This window comes from Spirosoma flavum, assembly GCF_042686045.1.
Classification (GTDB): domain Bacteria; phylum Bacteroidota; class Bacteroidia; order Cytophagales; family Spirosomataceae; genus Spirosoma; species Spirosoma flavum.
This window is the reverse complement of the sequence record NZ_JBHUOM010000002.1, coordinates 1,587,480-1,606,670: the sequence shown is the minus strand read 5'-3', so window position 1 is coordinate 1,606,670 and position 19,191 is coordinate 1,587,480. Positions and strand designations below refer to the sequence as shown.

Annotated in this window: 14 protein-coding genes; 12 read left to right on the top strand and 2 right to left on the bottom strand. The window is 51.0% G+C overall.

The window, feature by feature from the left end; all coding sequences use genetic code 11:
* The 12 genes from ACFS25_RS12085 to ACFS25_RS12030 form a co-directional block, all read left to right on the top strand.
* Positions 1–918, top strand: a 918-nt coding sequence (locus ACFS25_RS12085; protein WP_381500537.1) for a nitrilase-related carbon-nitrogen hydrolase, incomplete at its 5' end; no start/stop codon positions are given.
* Positions 919–967: 49 nt separating this feature from the next.
* Positions 968–1,366 (top strand): four helix bundle protein, encoded by a 399-nt coding sequence (locus tag ACFS25_RS12080; protein ID WP_381500535.1) that lies wholly within the window; start codon positions 968–970, stop codon positions 1,364–1,366.
* A gap of 59 nt (positions 1,367–1,425) precedes the next feature.
* Positions 1,426–2,787, top strand: coding sequence for an NAD(P)-dependent oxidoreductase (locus ACFS25_RS12075; RefSeq protein ID WP_381500533.1), 1,362 nt, complete (start codon positions 1,426–1,428; stop codon positions 2,785–2,787).
* A 151-nt stretch (positions 2,788–2,938) separates the two neighbouring features.
* Complete coding sequence (gene preA, locus ACFS25_RS12070) at positions 2,939–4,207, top strand: NAD-dependent dihydropyrimidine dehydrogenase subunit PreA (RefSeq protein WP_381500531.1); 1,269 nt, start codon at positions 2,939–2,941, stop codon at positions 4,205–4,207.
* Positions 4,208–4,290: 83 nt separating this feature from the next.
* Entirely contained in the window at positions 4,291–5,646 is a 1,356-nt protein-coding gene (locus ACFS25_RS12065) for a uracil-xanthine permease family protein (protein WP_381500529.1), read from the top strand.
* Between the two features lie 73 nt (positions 5,647–5,719).
* Positions 5,720–7,135: an FAD binding domain-containing protein gene (locus ACFS25_RS12060; RefSeq protein WP_381500527.1), complete on the top strand. Its 1,416-nt coding sequence runs from the start codon at positions 5,720–5,722 to the stop codon at positions 7,133–7,135.
* A gap of 69 nt (positions 7,136–7,204) precedes the next feature.
* Complete coding sequence (locus ACFS25_RS12055) at positions 7,205–9,514, top strand: xanthine dehydrogenase molybdopterin binding subunit (protein ID WP_381500524.1); 2,310 nt, start codon at positions 7,205–7,207, stop codon at positions 9,512–9,514.
* A complete protein-coding gene (locus tag ACFS25_RS12050; RefSeq protein ID WP_381500521.1) occupies positions 9,477–10,460 on the top strand; it encodes an XdhC family protein in 984 nt (327 codons plus the stop codon). The genes ACFS25_RS12055 and ACFS25_RS12050 overlap by 38 nt, the downstream gene beginning before the upstream one ends.
* 69 nt (positions 10,461–10,529) lie before the next feature.
* Positions 10,530–10,832, top strand: coding sequence for an urease subunit gamma (gene ureA / locus ACFS25_RS12045; protein WP_381500517.1), 303 nt, complete (start codon positions 10,530–10,532; stop codon positions 10,830–10,832).
* 19 nt (positions 10,833–10,851) lie between these two features.
* Positions 10,852–11,226, top strand: coding sequence for an urease subunit beta (locus ACFS25_RS12040; RefSeq protein WP_456242998.1), 375 nt, complete (start codon positions 10,852–10,854; stop codon positions 11,224–11,226).
* A gap of 12 nt (positions 11,227–11,238) precedes the next feature.
* Complete coding sequence (gene ureC, locus ACFS25_RS12035; protein ID WP_381500513.1) at positions 11,239–12,960, top strand: urease subunit alpha; 1,722 nt, start codon at positions 11,239–11,241, stop codon at positions 12,958–12,960.
* Positions 12,961–13,058: 98 nt separating this feature from the next.
* Positions 13,059–14,027 (top strand): hypothetical protein, encoded by a 969-nt coding sequence (locus tag ACFS25_RS12030; RefSeq protein ID WP_381500510.1) that lies wholly within the window; start codon positions 13,059–13,061, stop codon positions 14,025–14,027.
* A 14-nt stretch (positions 14,028–14,041) separates the two neighbouring features.
* Here the strand turns inward: ACFS25_RS12030 and ACFS25_RS12025 are convergent, their stop codons facing one another.
* Together ACFS25_RS12025 and ACFS25_RS12020 are read right to left on the bottom strand one after the other, a co-directional pair.
* A complete protein-coding gene (locus tag ACFS25_RS12025) occupies positions 14,042–18,688 on the bottom strand; it encodes a chemotaxis protein CheB (protein ID WP_381500507.1) in 4,647 nt (1,548 codons plus the stop codon).
* 239 nt (positions 18,689–18,927) lie between these two features.
* Positions 18,928–19,176: a hypothetical protein gene (locus ACFS25_RS12020; protein WP_381500504.1), complete on the bottom strand. Its 249-nt coding sequence runs from the start codon at positions 19,174–19,176 to the stop codon at positions 18,928–18,930.
* Positions 19,177–19,191: the final 15 nt, after the last annotated feature.

The window sequence follows — 19,191 nt, the reverse complement described above, 5'->3', positions numbered from 1 at the left end:
GCACGGGCGACCCCGCCGACACCACGTAAACGTTTTAAACACGAACTAAACATGCCACGAATTATTAAATCTGGACTCATACAAATGAGTTTGCCTAAGACCGAGGGCGAAGGCACGATTGAGGAAATTAAGGAAGCGATGGTGCAGAAACATATTCCGCTCATCGAAGAAGCCGGTCAGAAAGGCGTGCAGATTCTGTGTTTACAGGAGATTTTCAATACGCCGTATTTCTGTCCCGGTCAGAACAGCGCGTGGTACGCGTCAGCGGAAACCGTTCCCGGTCCAACCACCGACCGGATGGCCGAGTACGCCAAAAAGTACAACATGGTAATGATTGTACCCGTCTACGAAAAAGAACAGGCTGGGGTACTCTACAACACGGCTGCTGTCATTGACGCCGACGGGACGTACCTGGGTAAATACCGCAAGAATCACATTCCGCATACGTCGGGTTTCTGGGAGAAATTTTTCTTCAAACCGGGCAATTTAGGCTATCCCGTTTTTCAGACCCGTTACGCAAAAGTAGGGGTGTACATCTGTTACGACCGTCATTTTCCCGATGGTGCACGTTGCCTGGGACTGAACGGGGCCGAGATTGTCTACAATCCATCGGCAACGGTGGCTGGTTTGTCGCAGTACCTCTGGAAACTCGAACAACCCGCCCATGCCGCAGCCAACGGTTATTTTATGGGTTGCATCAACCGCGTCGGTGAAGAAAAACCCTGGAATCTTGGTCGGTTCTACGGCACATCGTATTTCGTTGACCCACGTGGTCAGATTTTCGCTACGGCTTCTGAAGACAGAGACGAACTGTTGATTTCCGAATTCGATCTGGATATGATTGAGGAAGTCCGCAACGTCTGGCAATTCTACCGCGACCGACGCCCGGAAACGTATGACAAATTGGTCGAACTGTAGAGCAGTGAAGAGTTAAGAATGATGAGTGAATAATAAATGCCTGGTAATTATGCATGAGAAAGAAAGTATTATTCAGGTTAAGTCTTTTGAGTTTTCTGTACGTGTTATTCGTATGTATCAATGGCTGTGTAAAGAACACCGCATCTATTCCCTGGCAGATCAGGTTTTACGAAGTGGAACTGGTATTGGCTCTAATGTTGAAGAGGCAAGTGGTGGACTAACAAAGAAAGAGTTTACGGCTAAAATAGGAATTGCCTATAAAGAGGCTCGCGAAACAAGATATTGGTTGAGATTATTAGGAACAACTGACTATCTTGATAAAAAGACATTTGAGTCGATGCTATCTGATTGCGAAGAATTAGTCAAAATTTTGGGATCTATTCAAAAAACTGCACAAGCGAATCTCTTAAAAGAAAAACTTGAGTTAAGAGTGAAGAATGTAGAGTAAAAAGTCCATTTATAATTTTTATTCTTCACTCTACATTCTTCACTCTTAATTAAAAGAACGTGGCCATCATCAACAATCGATTAACGGCTGAACAATACGAGCAAAACTTCAGCGACATTCACCCGCCGTTCGACTCACGGGAAGCGGCTTTGGTGGAAGCAAATCGCTGTCTCTTTTGTTATGATGCGCCTTGCATAAAAAGCTGTCCGACAAGCATCAACATTCCCAAGTTCATCAAGCAGATTACCACCGATAACATCAGAGGGTCAGCGTACACAATTTTTGACGCCAATATCATGGGGGCAGGCTGCTCAAAAGTCTGCCCGGTAGAGAAATTATGCGAAGGCTCCTGCGTCTATAATTTTCTGGAGGAACCCCCCATTCCAATTGCCAAACTGCAACGGTATTCCACCGAAAAAGCCATCGGGCACAAATGGCCGTTGTTCCAGCGCAAACCATCCACGGGTAGGAAAGTAGCGGTGGTAGGAGCAGGGCCAGCAGGATTAAGCTGTGCGCATGTGCTTAGCCGTGAGGGAGTTGACGTAACAATTTACGAAAAAGAAAGCAAAGGGGGCGGCCTGATGACCTACGGCATTGCCGCGTATAAAGTGACGCCCGAATTTTGTGAAGATGAGGTAAATTTTATTACCTCGTTGGGTGGTATCGAGATCAAGTACAATCAGGAATTAGGCTCAACTATCTCCTTAGCCGAGCTGCAAACCAATTACGACGCTGTGTATATCGGTATCGGTGTTGGCGTGGCGAGGCAGTTGAACATTCCCGGCGAACATCTCTCGGGTGTCGAAGATGCCATTCGGTTTATTTACGACATCCGTGAAAAGGGCTATCCGTCCGTACCTATTGGCGACAAAGTAGCGGTCATTGGGTTAGGTATGACGGCCATTGATGCGGCTACGCAGGCTAAACGACTGGGTGCTAAAGAGGTAACCATTGTTTATCGACGTACTCAGACCGAAATGCCCAGCACCGAAGTCGAGTTAAACCTGGCTAAATTAGATGGCTGCTCTATTATCTGGCTTGCGGCTCCCCAAGAAATCAAGGGCGAAAACGGCCAGGTTACACAACTAATTTGCAGCGTTATGGAATTGGGTGTGCCCGATACCAGTGGTCGTCGGTCGCCGGTTGAAACGGGCGAAACGATCACGTTGGCCGTTGACATGGTCATTAAAGCTACTGGTCAGGTTCCATTTGACGAACTGGTTAGCCGGAATCAGCTTACTAACTGGAACGGCAAAATAGCTATTGACAGCAACTGCGCTACGAACATTCCGGGAGTCTTTGCCGGTGGCGACTGCGTAAATGGCGGCAAAGAAGTTGTCGATGCTGTACAAGCCGGAAAAGATGGCGCAAAGGCGATTTTGAATTTTATGCATCCAGTGGTGTCAGGTTCTCAAACCTGACACATAAGGTTCCGAGGAACCTTGCGTATATTTTTTAACAAGGTTTTGAGAATCGCAACCGGTACGCCCGATCGGGCGTACCGTCCTTTCTTGTCAGGTTTAAGAACCTGACACTACGGTAAAACCTGATATCACTTCAACTCTTTAAAACGTGGCGGATTTAAGCGCAAATTTCCTCGGCATCAAATCGCCCAATCCATACTGGTTAGCGAGCGCCCCACCGACGGATAAACAATATAATGTACTACGAGCCTTTGAAGCCGGTTGGGGGGGTGTCGTCTGGAAAACATTGGGTAGTCAGGTCAAAAACGTATCGTCCCGGTATTCGGCGGTCGATTATGGCGGGACCAAGATGATGGGCTTCAACAACATCGAGCTTATTTCCGACCGACCACTCGCTATTAACCTACGCGAAATTGCCGAATGCGTTCGGTTGTTCCCCGACCGGGCGATGATTGTGTCACTTATGGCCGATAACACCCGGGAGAGCTGGCACGAACTGATTGCTCAGGTGGAAGATACGGGTGCTCACGGGCTCGAACTCAACTTCGGCTGTCCGCACGGCATGACTGAACGGGGTATGGGCGCGGCTGTGGGGCAGGACCCCGAAATTGCTAAAACGGTGGTGGAATGGGTGATGGAGAAAGCCACGATTCCGGTCATCACCAAACTAACGCCCAATGTTCATTCGGTGGTGCCGACGGGTCGGGCTGCGGTCGAGGGTGGCACGAACGCGCTGTCGCTCATCAACACCATTCAGTCGATAACGGGTGTCGATCTGGACACGTTTGTTCCCAATCCATACGTTGCCGGGAAGTCTGTTTATGGCGGTTACTGCGGGCCAGCCGTTAAACCAATCGCCCTGAAAATGCTGACGACTATTGCTCAGGACCCAATGACGGCCAGACTGCCGATTTCGGGTATTGGCGGTGTCAGCACCTGGAAAGATGCGGTTGAATTTATGCTGCTGGGTGCATCGAACGTGCAGGTTTGTACGGCTGCCATGAAACACGGTTTCCGCATTATCGAAGACATGTGCGACGGGATGAACAACTGGATGGATGAAAAAGGCTTCAAAACCCTCGATGATTTCGTTGGTAAATCGGTGCCCACCATCACGCATTGGGAGGATTTGGATATCAATTACCACATCGTCGCCAACATCGATCAGGACAAGTGCATCCATTGCGGCTTGTGCTATATCGCTTGCGAAGACACATCTCACCAATCCATTAATCTAACGTTCGGCAACCCCTACAACACCTATTCTATTAAGGAAGATGAGTGTGTTGGCTGTAATTTGTGTAAATTAGTCTGTCCCGTCGATAGCTGTATCACGATGGTGGAGCAACGCAAAGGCGACGAATATGTGAACTGGAAGGAATTTCAACGTCGCGGATTGCCGCTGAACGACCACTAACAAAATTATGACGGGGCCGCCCGCGCGGTGATAAATGATGATTACTAGTTGGAACATAATTCATCATTCTCCTTTTTACCTCTATGAGCGAACACGTTAACGCGCAACCTATCCGTCTCGTTTACGGCCTGGAAGACAAGGTTCCCCTGATTCCGGCGCTCCTGGTGAGTTTGCAACAGGTGGGTGCTATGGTTGTCGGAACCATCACACCAGCCCTGATTTTGTCGGGTATTTTGCCTTTCAGCCCGCAGGATACCGCTTACCTGATTAGTATGGCATTGGTCGCGTCGGCGCTGGGGACATTCCTGCAAACGATGCGCTTTGGTTTCATTGGCTCTGGATTGCTTAGCATTACCGGCACAAGTTTTGCGTTTCTCGCCCCACTTATCCAGGCTGGCACAACGGGCGGGCTCCCGCTCATGGTAGGCATGTCGTTGGCCGGAACCCCCGTACAACTGGCATTGGCTCCTTTTCTGCCAAAACTAAAACGCGTATTTACCCCATTGGTTTCGGGGATTGTTGTGTTGCTTATTGGTCTTTCGCTGATTCCTACAGGTATGAGAAGCATTGCCCGATTACCCGTTGAAGGCGCACCCGTTTGGAGTGGCGGGCTAGTGGCCCTGATCGTCATTGCGGTTATAGTTGTTGCCCAGTCGATTGGAAAAGCCTGGGCACGAATGGCCGCGGTGCTGGTTGGCGTAGTCACGGGCTATACGATTTGTGGCGTAATGGGTTGGCTGCAAAGTCCGGCTTCGGGTAATGATTCCTGGATTACAGTGCCACAGCTTTTCCCTCATGGTCTGGCTTTCAACTGGGCGTTGCTATTTCCCTTTTCGTTTATCTATCTGGTCTGCGTGCTGGAAGCGATGGGCGATATTACGGCGACCTCTCAACTATCTGGCCTGCCGACCGATGGGCCTGATCATTGGGCCAGAATTCGGGGGGGTGTTTTAGCCGACGGACTTACCTGTATTGGTTCGGCGCTGGTCGGCGGTTTTCCCAGCGCCACCTACGCACAGAACAACGGGGTTATCCAAATGACCGGTGTTGCTGCCCGACGGATTGGCTGGATTATGGCGATCATTCTGCTTTGCCTGGGACTGTTTCCACCCGTTGGCCGCTGGATTACCGTCATGCCGCCCTGCGTACTGGGTGCTCTGGCCATTATGCTTTTCGGCTTAGTGGCCGTATCGGGTTTGCGCCTACTGGTATCGGGCGGGTTGTCGCAGCGGGATGCGTTGATTGCCGCCATTTCGCTGGGTGTCGGCATTGGCGTTCCGTCGCAGGGAGACTGGCTAAAATCACTCCCCACCGTCGTGCAGACCTTTTTGGAATCGGGTGTTTCGGCCGGTGGACTAGTCGCTTTGTTACTCAATCTGCTGATACCGACTGGAGATCAAAAGAAGAAATTGGAAGAAAAACCCGCCGAAGTATTATAACATCTGTCAGCCTATGACAAAATTCAAAACTTTGCCATAGGTTAACACACTTAAAGACAATTGATTTATACTCTTGATATCATTCATCCTAAATAACAAAGAAGTCAGTACGGCCATGCCCCACGGTACGCCGTTACTTGATTTTGTTCGCTATAATCAATATTTGACCGGCACGAAAATTGGTTGTCGCGAAGGTGACTGCGGAGCCTGCACCGTGATCGTTGGCGAACTTTCAACGGGCGAATTACGCTACCGCACGGCCACATCTTGCCTGATGCCGCTGGGAAATGCGCATGGCAAACACATTGTCACCATCGAAGGTCTCAACATGGACGACCTCAACCCGGTGCAACAGGCGATGGCCGATGAATCGGCGACGCAGTGCGGATTTTGTACACCCGGTTTTGTCGTGTCGATGGCGGGGTTTTGCCTGAGTAAAAAAGCACCAACGTCACAAAATGCCATTGCCGCCGTTGACGGCAACATTTGCCGGTGTACTGGCTATAAATCCATTGAACGGGCGGCCACTCGGGTCGCTCATTTGCTGGTGCAGCGTCAGGACGAAGACCCCGTAAAATTTGCGGTGAAACAGGCCATTCTGCCTTCGTACTTTTTTACTATGAAGGAACGCTTGCAGACATTATTGTTACACCTGAATGGAGAATTGACCAATGAGAATCCGGCCGCTCAGCGCGTCGGGGGTGGGACGGATGTGTATGTGCAGAAGCACGACGAAATCAAGGATGCGTCCATCCAATTTCTGTTCGATCAACCAGACTTGAATGGAATTAAGCAGGAAGGGAATCAATGCCTGATCGGTCCGTCAACGACGGTAACTGACCTGATCGAATCGCCTATTATGCAGACATACTTTCCTGAGTTTAACCAGTATACAACGCTGATATCATCAACGCCTATCCGGAACATGGCGACGATCGGCGGCAACTTCATGAATGCCTCACCCATCGGCGATTTTACGATTTTCTTCCTGGCGCTAAATGCTACGGTAACCTTGTGCGGTGGAAATGTATACAGAGATCTACCGCTTCGTGATTTGTACATAGGCTATAAGACACTCGACAAACGACCCGACGAATACCTGGAACAAATCCAGTTTGACTTGCCCGATAAAAACACCCGGTTCAATTTCGAGAAAGTAAGCAAACGAACGCACCTCGATATTGCCAGCGTCAACTCGGCCATCAGCATCACGGTTGAGGGCGATGTCATCACCAACGTCAGACTGTCTGCCGGAGGTGTCGCGCCCATTCCGAAACAACTACCCCAAACGGCTGAGTTTCTAACCGGAAAGCTGTTGACCGAGGCATTGATTAACGAAGCAACGGCCATTGCCCAGACAGAAATCGCACCCATCAGCGACGCCCGTGGAACGGAAACCTATAAACGACTGCTGCTCAGTCAACTAATCAAAGCGCATTTTATAAAGCTATTTCCGGCGTTGGATGTTCGGCGGTTGCTGGTTGGATGATTAAGTTATTACATTGAGTGGTGTCAGATTTAAGAATCTGACACCACACGTAAAAACGGTAAGTCAAAAATGAAAAATATAGATTCCAGAACACACGTGCGGGGGGAATCGATCTACCTGGACGATATTCCGGAGGTTCGCGGTACGTTGTTCGGGGCCGCATTCGGTTCGCCGGTTGCACACGGTATCATTCGGCACCTGGATTTGACAGCAGCCGAAGCCATGCCCGGTGTTGTGCGGATTCTGACGTATAAAGACGTAACCGGCGAAAACCAGATTGGCGGAATCGTTCCCGATGAGCCATTGCTGGCCGAACATCACGTTCATTATTGCGGCATGCCTATCGCGTTCATACTAGCTGAAACAGATGATGCTGCCCGAGCGGCTATCAAGAAAATAACGGTCAATATTGACCCGTTACCCGTCATCACGGACCCCCGCGACGCGCAGGCACTGGGTCATTTAATCGTCCGTCCGCGAACGTTCCGGCTGGGCGATACGGCTACGGCCTGGGAGCAATGCGCTTACATTTTTGACGGCGTTGCCGACACCAAAGGGCAGGAACATTTATACATCGAAACGCAGGGAGCCTACGCCATTCCGCAGGAGAATGATGGTATAAAGTTGTACTCGTCTACACAGGGACCAACGGCGGTGCAACGGGCCGTGGCCCGGTCGTCGGGTTTGCCGATGCACCAGATCGATGTAGACGTGACGCGTCTGGGTGGTGGTTTTGGCGGGAAAGAAGATCAGGCCAATATGTGGGCGGCTTTGTGTGCGCTGGCCGCTCATGTGCTGAAAAAACCCGTCAAGTACGCGCTGAACCGGATGGAGGATATGGCCATGACCGGCAAGCGCCACCCGTATTCGTCCGACTTTAAGATTGGGCTCGATGAAAATCTTAAGATCATTGCCTACGAAGCTACGTTCTACCAAAATGCCGGTGCCGCTGCCGACCTGTCTCCGGCAGTGATGGAGCGAACCTTGTTCCATTGCACCAACACTTATTTTGTTCCGAACGTAACGGCCACGGCTTATTGCTGCCGGACTAACTTACCGCCAAACACAGCGTTTCGGGGCTTCGGCGGACCGCAGGGAATGTTTGTCATTGAAGCCGCCATTGCCAAAGCCGCCGAAGCTCTCGGGGTGGATGCGGCTGTTATTCAGGCAGAAAACCTGAACAAAACCGGTGATGAATTTCCGTATGGACAGAAAGCCGAGAGTGAAGCCCATGCCTGTTGGGACAAAGCGGTAACGTTATACGAAATCGACACAATTCGGAGCAAGACTGCCTCATTTAACACTGTTAACCTAGTGTATAAGAAGGGTATTGCGCTCATGCCGGTCTGTTTTGGCATCTCGTTCACCAATACCCGAATGAACCAGGCGCGGGCGTTGGTACATGTGTACACCGACGGGAGCGTGGGCGTCAGTACCGGCGCGGTCGAGATGGGGCAGGGCGTCAATACCAAAATGGTACAGGTAGCCGCTCAGGTGTTGTCTATTCAGACGGAGCGTATTAAACTGCTATCAACCAGCACGTATCGTATTGCCAATACATCGCCTTCAGCCGCCAGCGCCACCGCCGACCTGAACGGGCGGGCTGTACAAATTGCCTGCACGGACATTGTCAACCGGCTAAGAGCTGTTGCGGCCGATGAATTGCAGGTCGATATAGACGGTATTTCTCTGAAGGATGAATGGGTTTACGTTGGCGATCAGCAAACGGATTGGGACTGGAAACGGCTGGTCATGGCAGCTTTCGCCAAGCGGGTTAGCCTGTCAGAACACGCCCACTATGCGACACCAGAGATTCATTATGATGCAGCCAAAGAAAAAGGTCACCCGTTTGCCTACCACGTTTACGGTACGGCCATCGTTGAGGTAACCGTCGACTGCCTGCGGGGAACGTATGAACTGGATGCCGTTAAAGTCGTACATGATTTCGGAGCCAGCATGAACCCGCTCATTGACCGGGGGCAGATTGAAGGGGGCATCGTGCAGGGAGTCGGCTGGATGACGATGGAGGAAGTTGTGTTCGATAAAGCGGGACGACTGCGGTCCAATGCCTTGTCTACCTACAAAGTGCCGGATATTTATTCGGTTCCGAAAGAAATCGCCATTGACTTCCTACAAACTCAACAAGATAACCTGGCCATTTTTCGATCTAAAGCCGTGGGCGAACCCCCGTTGATGTACGGCATTGGTGCCTATTTCGCGTTGCGCAACGCGATTTTAGCCTTTAATCCAGCGGCTATCATTCCCTTTGATGCCCCCATGACGCCCGAAAAAGTCCTGCTGGCCTTATACGACAGGTCTGTAAAAGGAGATACCGTACCGAATGAACAAACAGCTATTACCCTGGGCGTTAAGTCATAAAAGCCTTCAGCAGAACCTGCCGGTCATGTTGCTGTATGTGCTGGAAAGCCACGGCAGCAGTCCCGGAAGGCAGGGATTTATGATGGTGGTCAACGCGGGTGGCGAGATGGAAGGGTCCATTGGCGGGGGCATTATGGAGCACAAGTTTGTGGAGTTGGCGAAAGAAAAGCTGAAACATAGTCCGGCGTTTCAGCCTGAGTCTGAATTTTCCATCCGAACGCAGTATCACGACAAAAGCGCGGCCCAAAATCAAAGCGGCATGATTTGCTCCGGCGACCAAACGATTCTGCTGTATCGAATCCAGCCGAGCGATGCCGTTGCCATTGGCGGAATCATCGCCTGTCTTGACCAGAACAAAAATGGCTTGCTCGACCTATCGCCTGCCGGAATAAAATTTGCCGCCGATCAACTGCCCGAAGTCGATTATCAGTTCAGGATGCAGTCGGATCGTGACTGGCTGTATCAGGAAAAAATCGGCTATAAAAACCAGCTTTTTATCATCGGCGGAGGGCATTGCGCGCTGGCGCTCTCCGAACTGATGAGCCGGATGGATTTCTACATCCGCGTTTTCGACGACCGCCCGGACCTACATACGATGCGGCTTAACAAGGCAGATCATGAAAAAATAATAGTCAATACATACAGCGAACTCGCCGAACAGATTCCGACCGGCCCGCATCAGTACGTGGTGGTCATGACATTCGGCTACCGCACCGACGATTTGGCCGTCAGAGCGTTGTTGACCAAAGAATTCAGGTATATCGGCGTTTTGGGCAGCAAGACCAAAATTGAAAAGTTGATTGGCGACTACCGCTCGGAAGGTATCAGCGATGACCGATTAAACCGAATTCATTCGCCCATCGGCCTGGCCATCAATAGTCAGACACCCGAAGAAATTGCGGTAAGTATTGCGGGACAGATTATTCAAGTGAAGAACGCAGGGTGAGTCGCCATAGTAATAAACTCTATTTCAGCTTATATTGGCTCTAAATCAGCGTAACCCCCTTCTTAATTTATGCACCTGACACCGCGCGAAACTGAAAAACTACTCCTGTTTCTGGCGGGCGAACTGGCCGAAAAGCGAAAAGCCCGGGGGCTTAAACTGAACTATCCCGAAGCCATCGCGCTCATCAGCAGTCAACTACAGGAAGCCGCCCGCGACGGGAAATCAGTAGCCGAATTGATGCAATACGGCACGACGATTTTAACCCGCGAGGATGTTATGGAAGGAATTGCCGAAATGATCCACGAGATTCAGATCGAAGCTACGTTCCCCGACGGCACCAAACTGGTCACTGTTCACGACCCGATCCGGTAAACCAAAACCACCGATCACTATGATACCAGGAGAATATATTCTTGCCGCCGAACCGATTGAGTGTAACGTGGGCCGACCTACTGTGACGCTAACCGTTGTCAATATGGGCGACCGACCCGTACAAATTGGTTCGCATTTTCACTTTTTTGAGATCAATAAACAAGTAGCATTCGACCGCGAGAAAGCGTTTGGGATGCGGTTGAATATTCCAGCCGGAACCGCCGTACGCTTAGAGCCGGGCGAAGAAAAAGACGTGGAATTGGTCACGCTGGGTGGAAACCGGCGGGTGTATGGATTCAATAACTTAACCAACGGCGACACGACCACGGAGGCCAGTAAACAAAAAGCGATGGCGCAGTTGGACCGCCAACGCAGTAGCCGTTCACCCCTTTAAAGACAAAAAAATATGAGCCTGTCCATCAGTCGAATCAAATATGCCAATCTATACGGTCCAACGGTGGGCGACAAAGTGCGTCTGGCGGATACGGATCTGATCATCGAAATTGAAAAAGATTATACCGTTTACGGCGACGAAGCCAAATTCGGTGGGGGCAAAACGATTCGTGATGGCATGGCGCAGTCGGCCACGGCCACCCGTGCCGAAGGCGTGCTGGATATGGTCATTACCAGCGTGATGATCATTGACCACTGGGGTATCGTAAAGGCAGATATTGGTTTGAAAGACGGCAAAATCGTCGGCATTGGGAAGGCTGGAAACCCCGATACGATGGATGGGGTCGATGCCAACATGATTATCGGCGCATCGACCGAAGTTCACGGCGGTGCAGGGTTAATTGCTACGCCGGGCGGCATCGATTCGCATATCCATTTCATTTGTCCGCAGCAAATCGACCATGCTTTATTCAGCGGCATCACCACTATGATGGGCGGTGGTACAGGCCCTGCTGATGGCACCAGCGCCACCACCGTTACACCCGGTGCCTGGAATATTCAGAAAATGCTGGAAGCTGCCGATGCGTTTCCGATGAATCTGGGCTTTATGGGCAAAGGGAATTGTGCCACGCTGGCCCCCCTCGAAGAGCAGGTTGAAGCGGGCGCGCTGGGACTGAAAATTCACGAAGACTGGGGGTCAACGCCAGCCGTGATCGATGCGTCTCTGCAAGTGGCTGATAAATACGACATTCAGGTCGCTATTCATACCGATACACTGAATGAGTCGGGTTTTCTGGAAGATACCATCAGTGCCATCAATGGTCGGGTTATTCACACATTCCATACTGAAGGGGCCGGTGGGGGGCACGCTCCGGATATTATTAAGGCGGCTATGTACCCGTATATATTGCCGTCGTCAACTAATCCAACGCGCCCTTACACCATAAATACCATCGACGAGCACCTCGATATGTTGATGGTTTGCCACCACCTGGATAAATCGGTGCCGGAAGATGTCGCGTTCGCCGACTCGCGCATCCGTCCGGAAACCATTGCGGCTGAGGATATCCTGCACGATATGGGCGTTTTTAGCATGATGAGCTCCGACTCGCAGGCGATGGGCCGCGTGGCGGAAGTGATTACCCGTACCTGGCAAACCGCCGATAAAATGAAAAAGCAGCGGGGCTTTCTGCCGGAAGATGAAGGAAATAAAAATGATAATTTCCGGGTGAAACGCTACGTAGCGAAATACACGATCAACCCCGCCATCACGCACGGTATCTCCGACTATGTGGGGTCACTGGAAGCGGGGAAACTAGCCGATCTGGTGTTGTGGCATCCAGCCATGTTCGGGGCCAAGCCCGAAATGATCATTAAGGGCGGCATGATTATCGCCAGTAAAATGGGCGACCCGAATGCGTCCATTCCGACCCCGCAACCGGTCATTTACCGGCATATGTTCGGTGCCTACGGCAAAGCCCTGTACAAGACCTGTGCGACATTCGTTTCCCGGATTTCGCTGGAAAAAGGAATCGTGCAACAATACGGTTTACAGAAGATGGTGCTGCCGGTGAAGAATTGCCGAACCATTTCGAAAAAAGACCTGATTCACAACGACGCTACGCCCCAGATCGACGTAAATCCAGAAACCTACGAAGTGAAGGTTGACGGTCAGCCCATTACCTGCGAACCAGTCTCTGTTCTGCCGCTGGCGCAGCGGTATTTTTTGTTTTAGAAGAGCTGTTTTTAATCAGACGCTACTTGACCCCTCACCGAAGAAACCGAAAGAATTGTCATCGTAAACAACGGTAGTTTTAGGCTATCTGGTCACTGATGGTACAAAAACTCTTTACCGCCTTAGGTCGCTTGTACAGCTTCCTTCTATCGTTGATTATATCCGTGATTCTGGGTGTTACCACCTGGGGATTCTGGGTGATTTACCAGGATGCCACCCTACAGAGTGAATTTACGAAAGAAGGGCAGCTTGTCTCGGTGAGGGTTGAGCAGGCCGACCAGAATCAGCGGTCGTGGCGGGACATCCTGAGCCACAGTACCTACCTCACCTTTACCTACCGGGGCAAAGCGTACACGACCCGGTTTGTGATGGATAGCGCGTATGTTGGCGCAGGCGATCGGGTTAAGTTGCTGTATCATGCTGGATACGAAGCGTTTAGACAACCCGGCGATGAGGTTCGTTTCGATCAGTCGAAACGCAAATCCCGCCTGATTGGCTGGACAACCGTTCGTGAATTTACCAATGAGAAGAAATTGTTACTCTTGTGTTTACTCCTTTCCACGGCTTCTTTTTTCTTTATAACCGGCTTTATCGTAACGCTCATTCCCATCCCGTTTTTGCAGGATATAGCCCGGTTTGTGTTCATAGCGGAGCTGGTTATCGCGGCTATTTTCTTTACGTATGATGCTTGGGCGTATTTGCTCTATTACCAGCATATAAAAGCGACTGGCCGTCCCGTGTCCGTTAAAGTGTTGGCTACCCAGCGAATAGCTTATAATCGACGTAATACGCGACATTCCAGCATTAACTGGTACCATTACCAGGCGACCATCCGGTATCAGCAGCAGGAACGCGTCATTCCCATTAGCCACGATGACTTTGACGCCCTGAAACCGTCCGATTTATTAAACGCCCTGCATGACGAGTCCGTTGATGACTTTATGTCGGTTACTTATTCGCCCGATTATGGCCTTGTTATACTCCCGGCCATTCTTTGGTTACTCACCTTTATACTTCTGCGTCCGGCAATGGGTCGTAGCCCTAAAAATGGGACCCGTCAACCCTAACGAGTAGGCGTTGGTTAGGCATCGGCGGGCAGCAGAATTCGAAATGTAGCCCCTTCGCCAGGGTGCCCTTCCGCGCTGATGTATCCCTGGTGGTTATCCACAACCTTCTGTACAATGGCTAAGCCAATACCCGTTCCGGCATACTCTGATTTGCCGTGTAACCGTTGAAAGACCTGAAAAATACGTTCGTTCTGATCCGTAGAGAAACCAATACCGTTATCGTTCACTTCGATTAAATGAAATGGCTGATCTGCAACGGTGGGGTGCAGTATAGGTAACGTTCCAGCCTCTTGCTCTGCTACCGGTCGGGATGAGATTGTAAGTTGGGGGGGGCGTTCGGGGGCAACGAATTTGAGCGCATTGCTAATCAGGTTCTGGAATAACTGCCGCAACTGGGCCTGGTCTCCTTTTATTATTGGCAGGAAGTCTACGGTGATGATAGCCTGCTGGTCGGTGATAACGTTTTCCATATCCAGTAAAACGTCATTAATGATGCTGTTCAGGTTAACGGGTTGAAACGCGTCGCGTTTAGGCGCCAGCCGCGAGTAGGCCAGCACATCTTTGATGAGTGTTTGCAGGCGGGTTGCTGCCGAGTGCATCCGGCCAATCAGATCGGCCCCTTCTTCGCCAAGGTTGGCCGCGTAGTTGGCTTGAATGATAGTGCCGAATTGCTGAATCTTACGCAGCGGTTCCTGCAAATCATGACTGGCCACATACGCAAACTGTTCCAGACTGGTGTTGGACCGCTGGAGTTCAGCCACCGATCGTTCGAGTTGTTGCTGGAGTTGTTTGAGTTCGGTAAAATCGGAAAAGGTAACCAGTAACTCGTCGCCTACGCGGGTGAGTGTCATATCCAGCCACCGGTCCTTTTCCTGGCTGGTATGATGCCACTCAATTCGTTGGGGCTGGCCGGTAAGGTACGTGTGGCAACAATGGTCCCAAAGGTTATCGGCGTGTTCATTCCTGGGAAACCAGCGGCTGATTGGTGTATCAGGCAGGGTCGTCGGGAGTTGTCCTATATACGCGGCCAGGACCTGATTAACCGTCTGAAAGTAAAAGTCAACCAGTTGAGCAGGCGCTCCGGTTGAGGTTTCGCTGTACATCGGCGTCAGCGTAAACATGGCCGTTTGCGATGAATCGAGGATGGTCTGTAGCCGATCCGTCTGCTGCTGCCGGTCCAGGGCCGCCTGCTGAATTGTTTCGTACGCCTGTTTTAGCTCTTTGGCTTCATTGAGCTGGGTAATGTCGCGGGCAATGGCCAGCACCCCTTCTACCGACCCATCCGTTCCCAACTCAGGAACCATCCTGGAGTAAAAGAAAACAGTGCCCCCAGGCTGGGGATAAAAATAATAATGGTCTTTGGGCTGTCCACTGTCAAGCACCTCCTGCAAACTGGTCATATACGGAATCGCTATCGATTCGGGTTGTCCTATCTCCAGGTTCGTGAGGCCCAGTAAACTTGGATTGGCCGAACCGGTTTTCCCCTCGAAAGCGCCATTGGCAAAGACGAGTTTCCGGTCTTTGTCCCAACGGGTAATCACATCCGGGGTGTTTTCGACCAGTCTCCGTAGTTGGGCTTCGCGCTGCCGTACGGCTTCTTCGGCTTTTTTACGATCGCTGATGTCGGAGGTGACCAGCAAAAAGCCATCGTCAAACTGGCTGGCCGATACCAGATGCCACTGAGGTTGATCGGCCTGCCCGTAGGGTATCTCCACTTGCAGGGGTTTGCCGGTTTCAACGACCTGGATATACTGCGTAAACAGGTTGCTTTGTTCGGTATCGCTGTACAGGGCTTTATAACTGGTTTTGTACAACTCTTCCACCGATTTTTTCTCCTGTTGTCCTCCTCGCTCGTCGGCCAATGGTATGAGTTGAAAATCGACTATGGTGCCGCGCTCGTTGCGAACGGCCCTGAACAACCGGATCGCTACGGGGGCGTGGGTCAGAATGCTCTGCAAAAATTCGAGCAGTCGCTGTACCTGTTTATGGTCAGTAATATCTTCAATGGCGAGCAGGATGGTCGACTGGCCCTGGTGCTGCACAACCATGCGGGCATTGAGCCGTAGCACTTTTTCGCCCAGTTCAGGAAAATGATGGCTCATTTCGTAGCCTGTAATCGGCTCGTTCTGGTTAATAACCTGATCCAGTAATGTGCGCAGGGCGGGAATGTTCCACTGGCCATTACCCAGTTCGTAGAGCAGGCGCCCCACGGTATCGTCGGCCTCAACCCGGAATGTTTTGTAAAAGGCCCGGTTGGCACTGCGCACGCGAAGGTCCTGATCAAGTACCAGGACTGCCTCCCGGATGGTTCCGAAAACAGCATCGGAATAATCGTACGATTCCGACAACTGATCGTTGCTTAACTGCAACTCCTGGTTGATGGTTTGCAGTTCTTCGTTGTTCGACTGAATCTCTTCCTTACTGGTTTCCAGTTCTTCGTTGATGCTTTGCAACTCTTCGTTGCTGCTGATAATTTCTTCGTTGGCCGACTGTAGTTCTTCCCTGCCTGTCTCCTGTTCTTCCAGCATCGAGCGCATGTCGTCGCGCATCGTCGCCAATTCTTCTTCCAGCTGCTTGATTCGTCGGTTGCGGAGTTGATCCGGGGGTATTGCCGGGGAAATCTCGACGGGAGGAACTTCCTCAAAGAGAACCAGAATCAGGGCTTCTTGATGTTGAGAATTAAACGGAATGGCGTTGATCGCTACGTGGTAGGTTTGATCCCGAACCAGAATCTGCAATCCGGTTTTTGACACTGGCTGGCCTGATTTATAGGCTTTGGTAACCGCGTTGCGCAAATCAAAGACTAGTTCGGGCCGGGCCATATTCAATAGGTTGAAGCTGACACGCCCAGGCGCGGCTTCCAGAAAAAGACTGGTCGATCCCCGGAAGCGGAGAATTTCCATATCCTTATTGACAACCACCGAGGCTGGAGTGTACCGGCTTAACAATTCATCGACGCGTTGGTCTAAATCGTCGGGTTGACCAGGTGTGTGCATAGTAACGGTGTAAATGGGCCCTCGTTCAATATCTTCTGTCCGCTTGGGGGGGATTGGCAAGGCAGTTAATGGGTCAACGGGTATCAGAATTGATGGAATCTGCTGTATGGGCTGATTCCGGGAGGTACTAGTATCGTCTGCCGGGCCTTGGTAAACCTGTTCCCCCATTGGGATAACGGAACGGGTGCCGCTGTTTTTGCGAACGTAGATTTTATGATTTTTTGCCACCTGCGTAAACAGCGATATGGAAGAACCCACTGTTTCGGCTTTACCCAGTACCAGATGGCCCATAACATTCAGGCCATAGTGGAAGGTCGCTATGGCTTTGCGCTGTAAACTATTGTCAATATAGATCAACAGGTTACGGCAACTAATCAGGTCGAGCCGAGATAAAGGCGGGTCGACAAATACATTGTGTTTGGCAAATACACAGAGGTCGCGAACGACTTTGCTAATGCGGTACTCATCGTTTTCCCGCGTAAAAAAACGTTTCAGCCGCCCCGGCGAAACGCCCGCCATCTGACTGGCGCTGTAGCGACCCAGGCGAGCCCGCCCAATGACCCGTTCGCTGAGATCAGTGGCAAAAATTTGTATAGGTATAGATTTTTCCTGATTATCAAGGGCTTCCAGCAGCATGATAGCCAGTGAATACACTTCTTCGCCGGTAGAGCAAGCCGGAACCCACAGCCGAAAGGTAGCATTGGCCCGTTTATCTGTGATCAGTTGGGGCAGCAGTACCTTTCCCAGATAATCCATCGTATCGGTATCCCGGAAAAAGCTGGTCACGTTGATGAGTAAGTCGTTATACAGCAGGCCCGTTTCTGTGGGATGCTGACGTACATACTCGGTATAGTCCGGTAACGCAGGTAATTTATAGAGTGCCATTCGCCGATGAACCCGGCGCCGAATAGTGGCTGTTTTATAATGACTGAAATCGATCCCGATAATTTCTCTTAGCAACCGCAAGAGTATGCTTAGGTCTTCGCCATCCGTATAGGCGTTGCTTTCTTTATGCAGTCGGGCCTTTTCATCCAGTACGGCCAGCGCCGTTTGCTGAAAAAGACCTGGCTGGCGGCTAAGCCATTCGAGTTCTACCGCTATTTCTCTGGGTGAGAGTACCTTATCGACAACACCTTCTGCTTGGGCCGACTGGGACATTTCCTGGAATTTAGCCGTCTCGTCCTGGGCAAACGTAATGCCACCAGCGGCCTTGATGGCTTTTAATCCCAGGGTACCATCATTGGCTGTACCTGAGAGCACTACGGCCATGGAAGCGGACCGCTGCTGTTCGGCCAATGAAACAAAAAACTGATCGATGGGCAGATGTAGGGCGGGTTTCGGCCGACGGGGTGCCAGTGTCAGAACCCCCTCGATCACTTCCATATCCTTATTGGGCGGAATAATATAAACCTGGTTTGCTTCAACCCGCATTCGGTTTTTCGCTTCCCGTACGGGCATGGTCGTTACCCGGCTCAGGATACCCGAAAGCTGACTTAAATGCGTTGGGCTCAGATGCTGGATGTAGACAAAGGCCAGCCCGGTGGTGGGCGACAGATGCTGCAGCAAGTCGGAAATAGCTTCCAGTCCGCCCGCCGATGCGCCGATAGCTACGATGGGAACCGGCGGGTTAGCGGCTTGCTCTTTGGGGCTATCAGATTGATCCATAGCGGGTGGCTAATGCATGTTGGCTAAGAATTCGTACAAATAGGGACGCAGTACAAAAAAATAGCCGTTGATTTATCGGCTCGGGACGGATCCGTTTTACCGAAATTATGGGGTCTACGTTACGGCAGCATATTATTCCAGTCGTGTCATTTACCATCCGTTACCAGCCCTGATAGGGGCTACTTATCTTTGTAAGATACGAAATTATCTATGGGGTTCGATAGAGTAAGTCGGCAATGTCAAAAGACCTCATTCCGCTCACCGGTGGCCTGCCAGTCGATAGCCATCTCCTGAAAGCGCTGGGCGACCCGGTTCAGGAACGGCTCGTCGAGCATTGTCGGTACGGTCTCCGGGTCACTAAAGTCCATTTCACTAATCTTATATGTCTGCTCATACGGTCCGGCTTCGATTTTGACGATATATTTGCCGTTCCAAGCGTAAAGACTGATGCGAAACTGGGCGTGTGGGATGTCCTGAACGAAACGCATGGTTTCAGTAGTGAA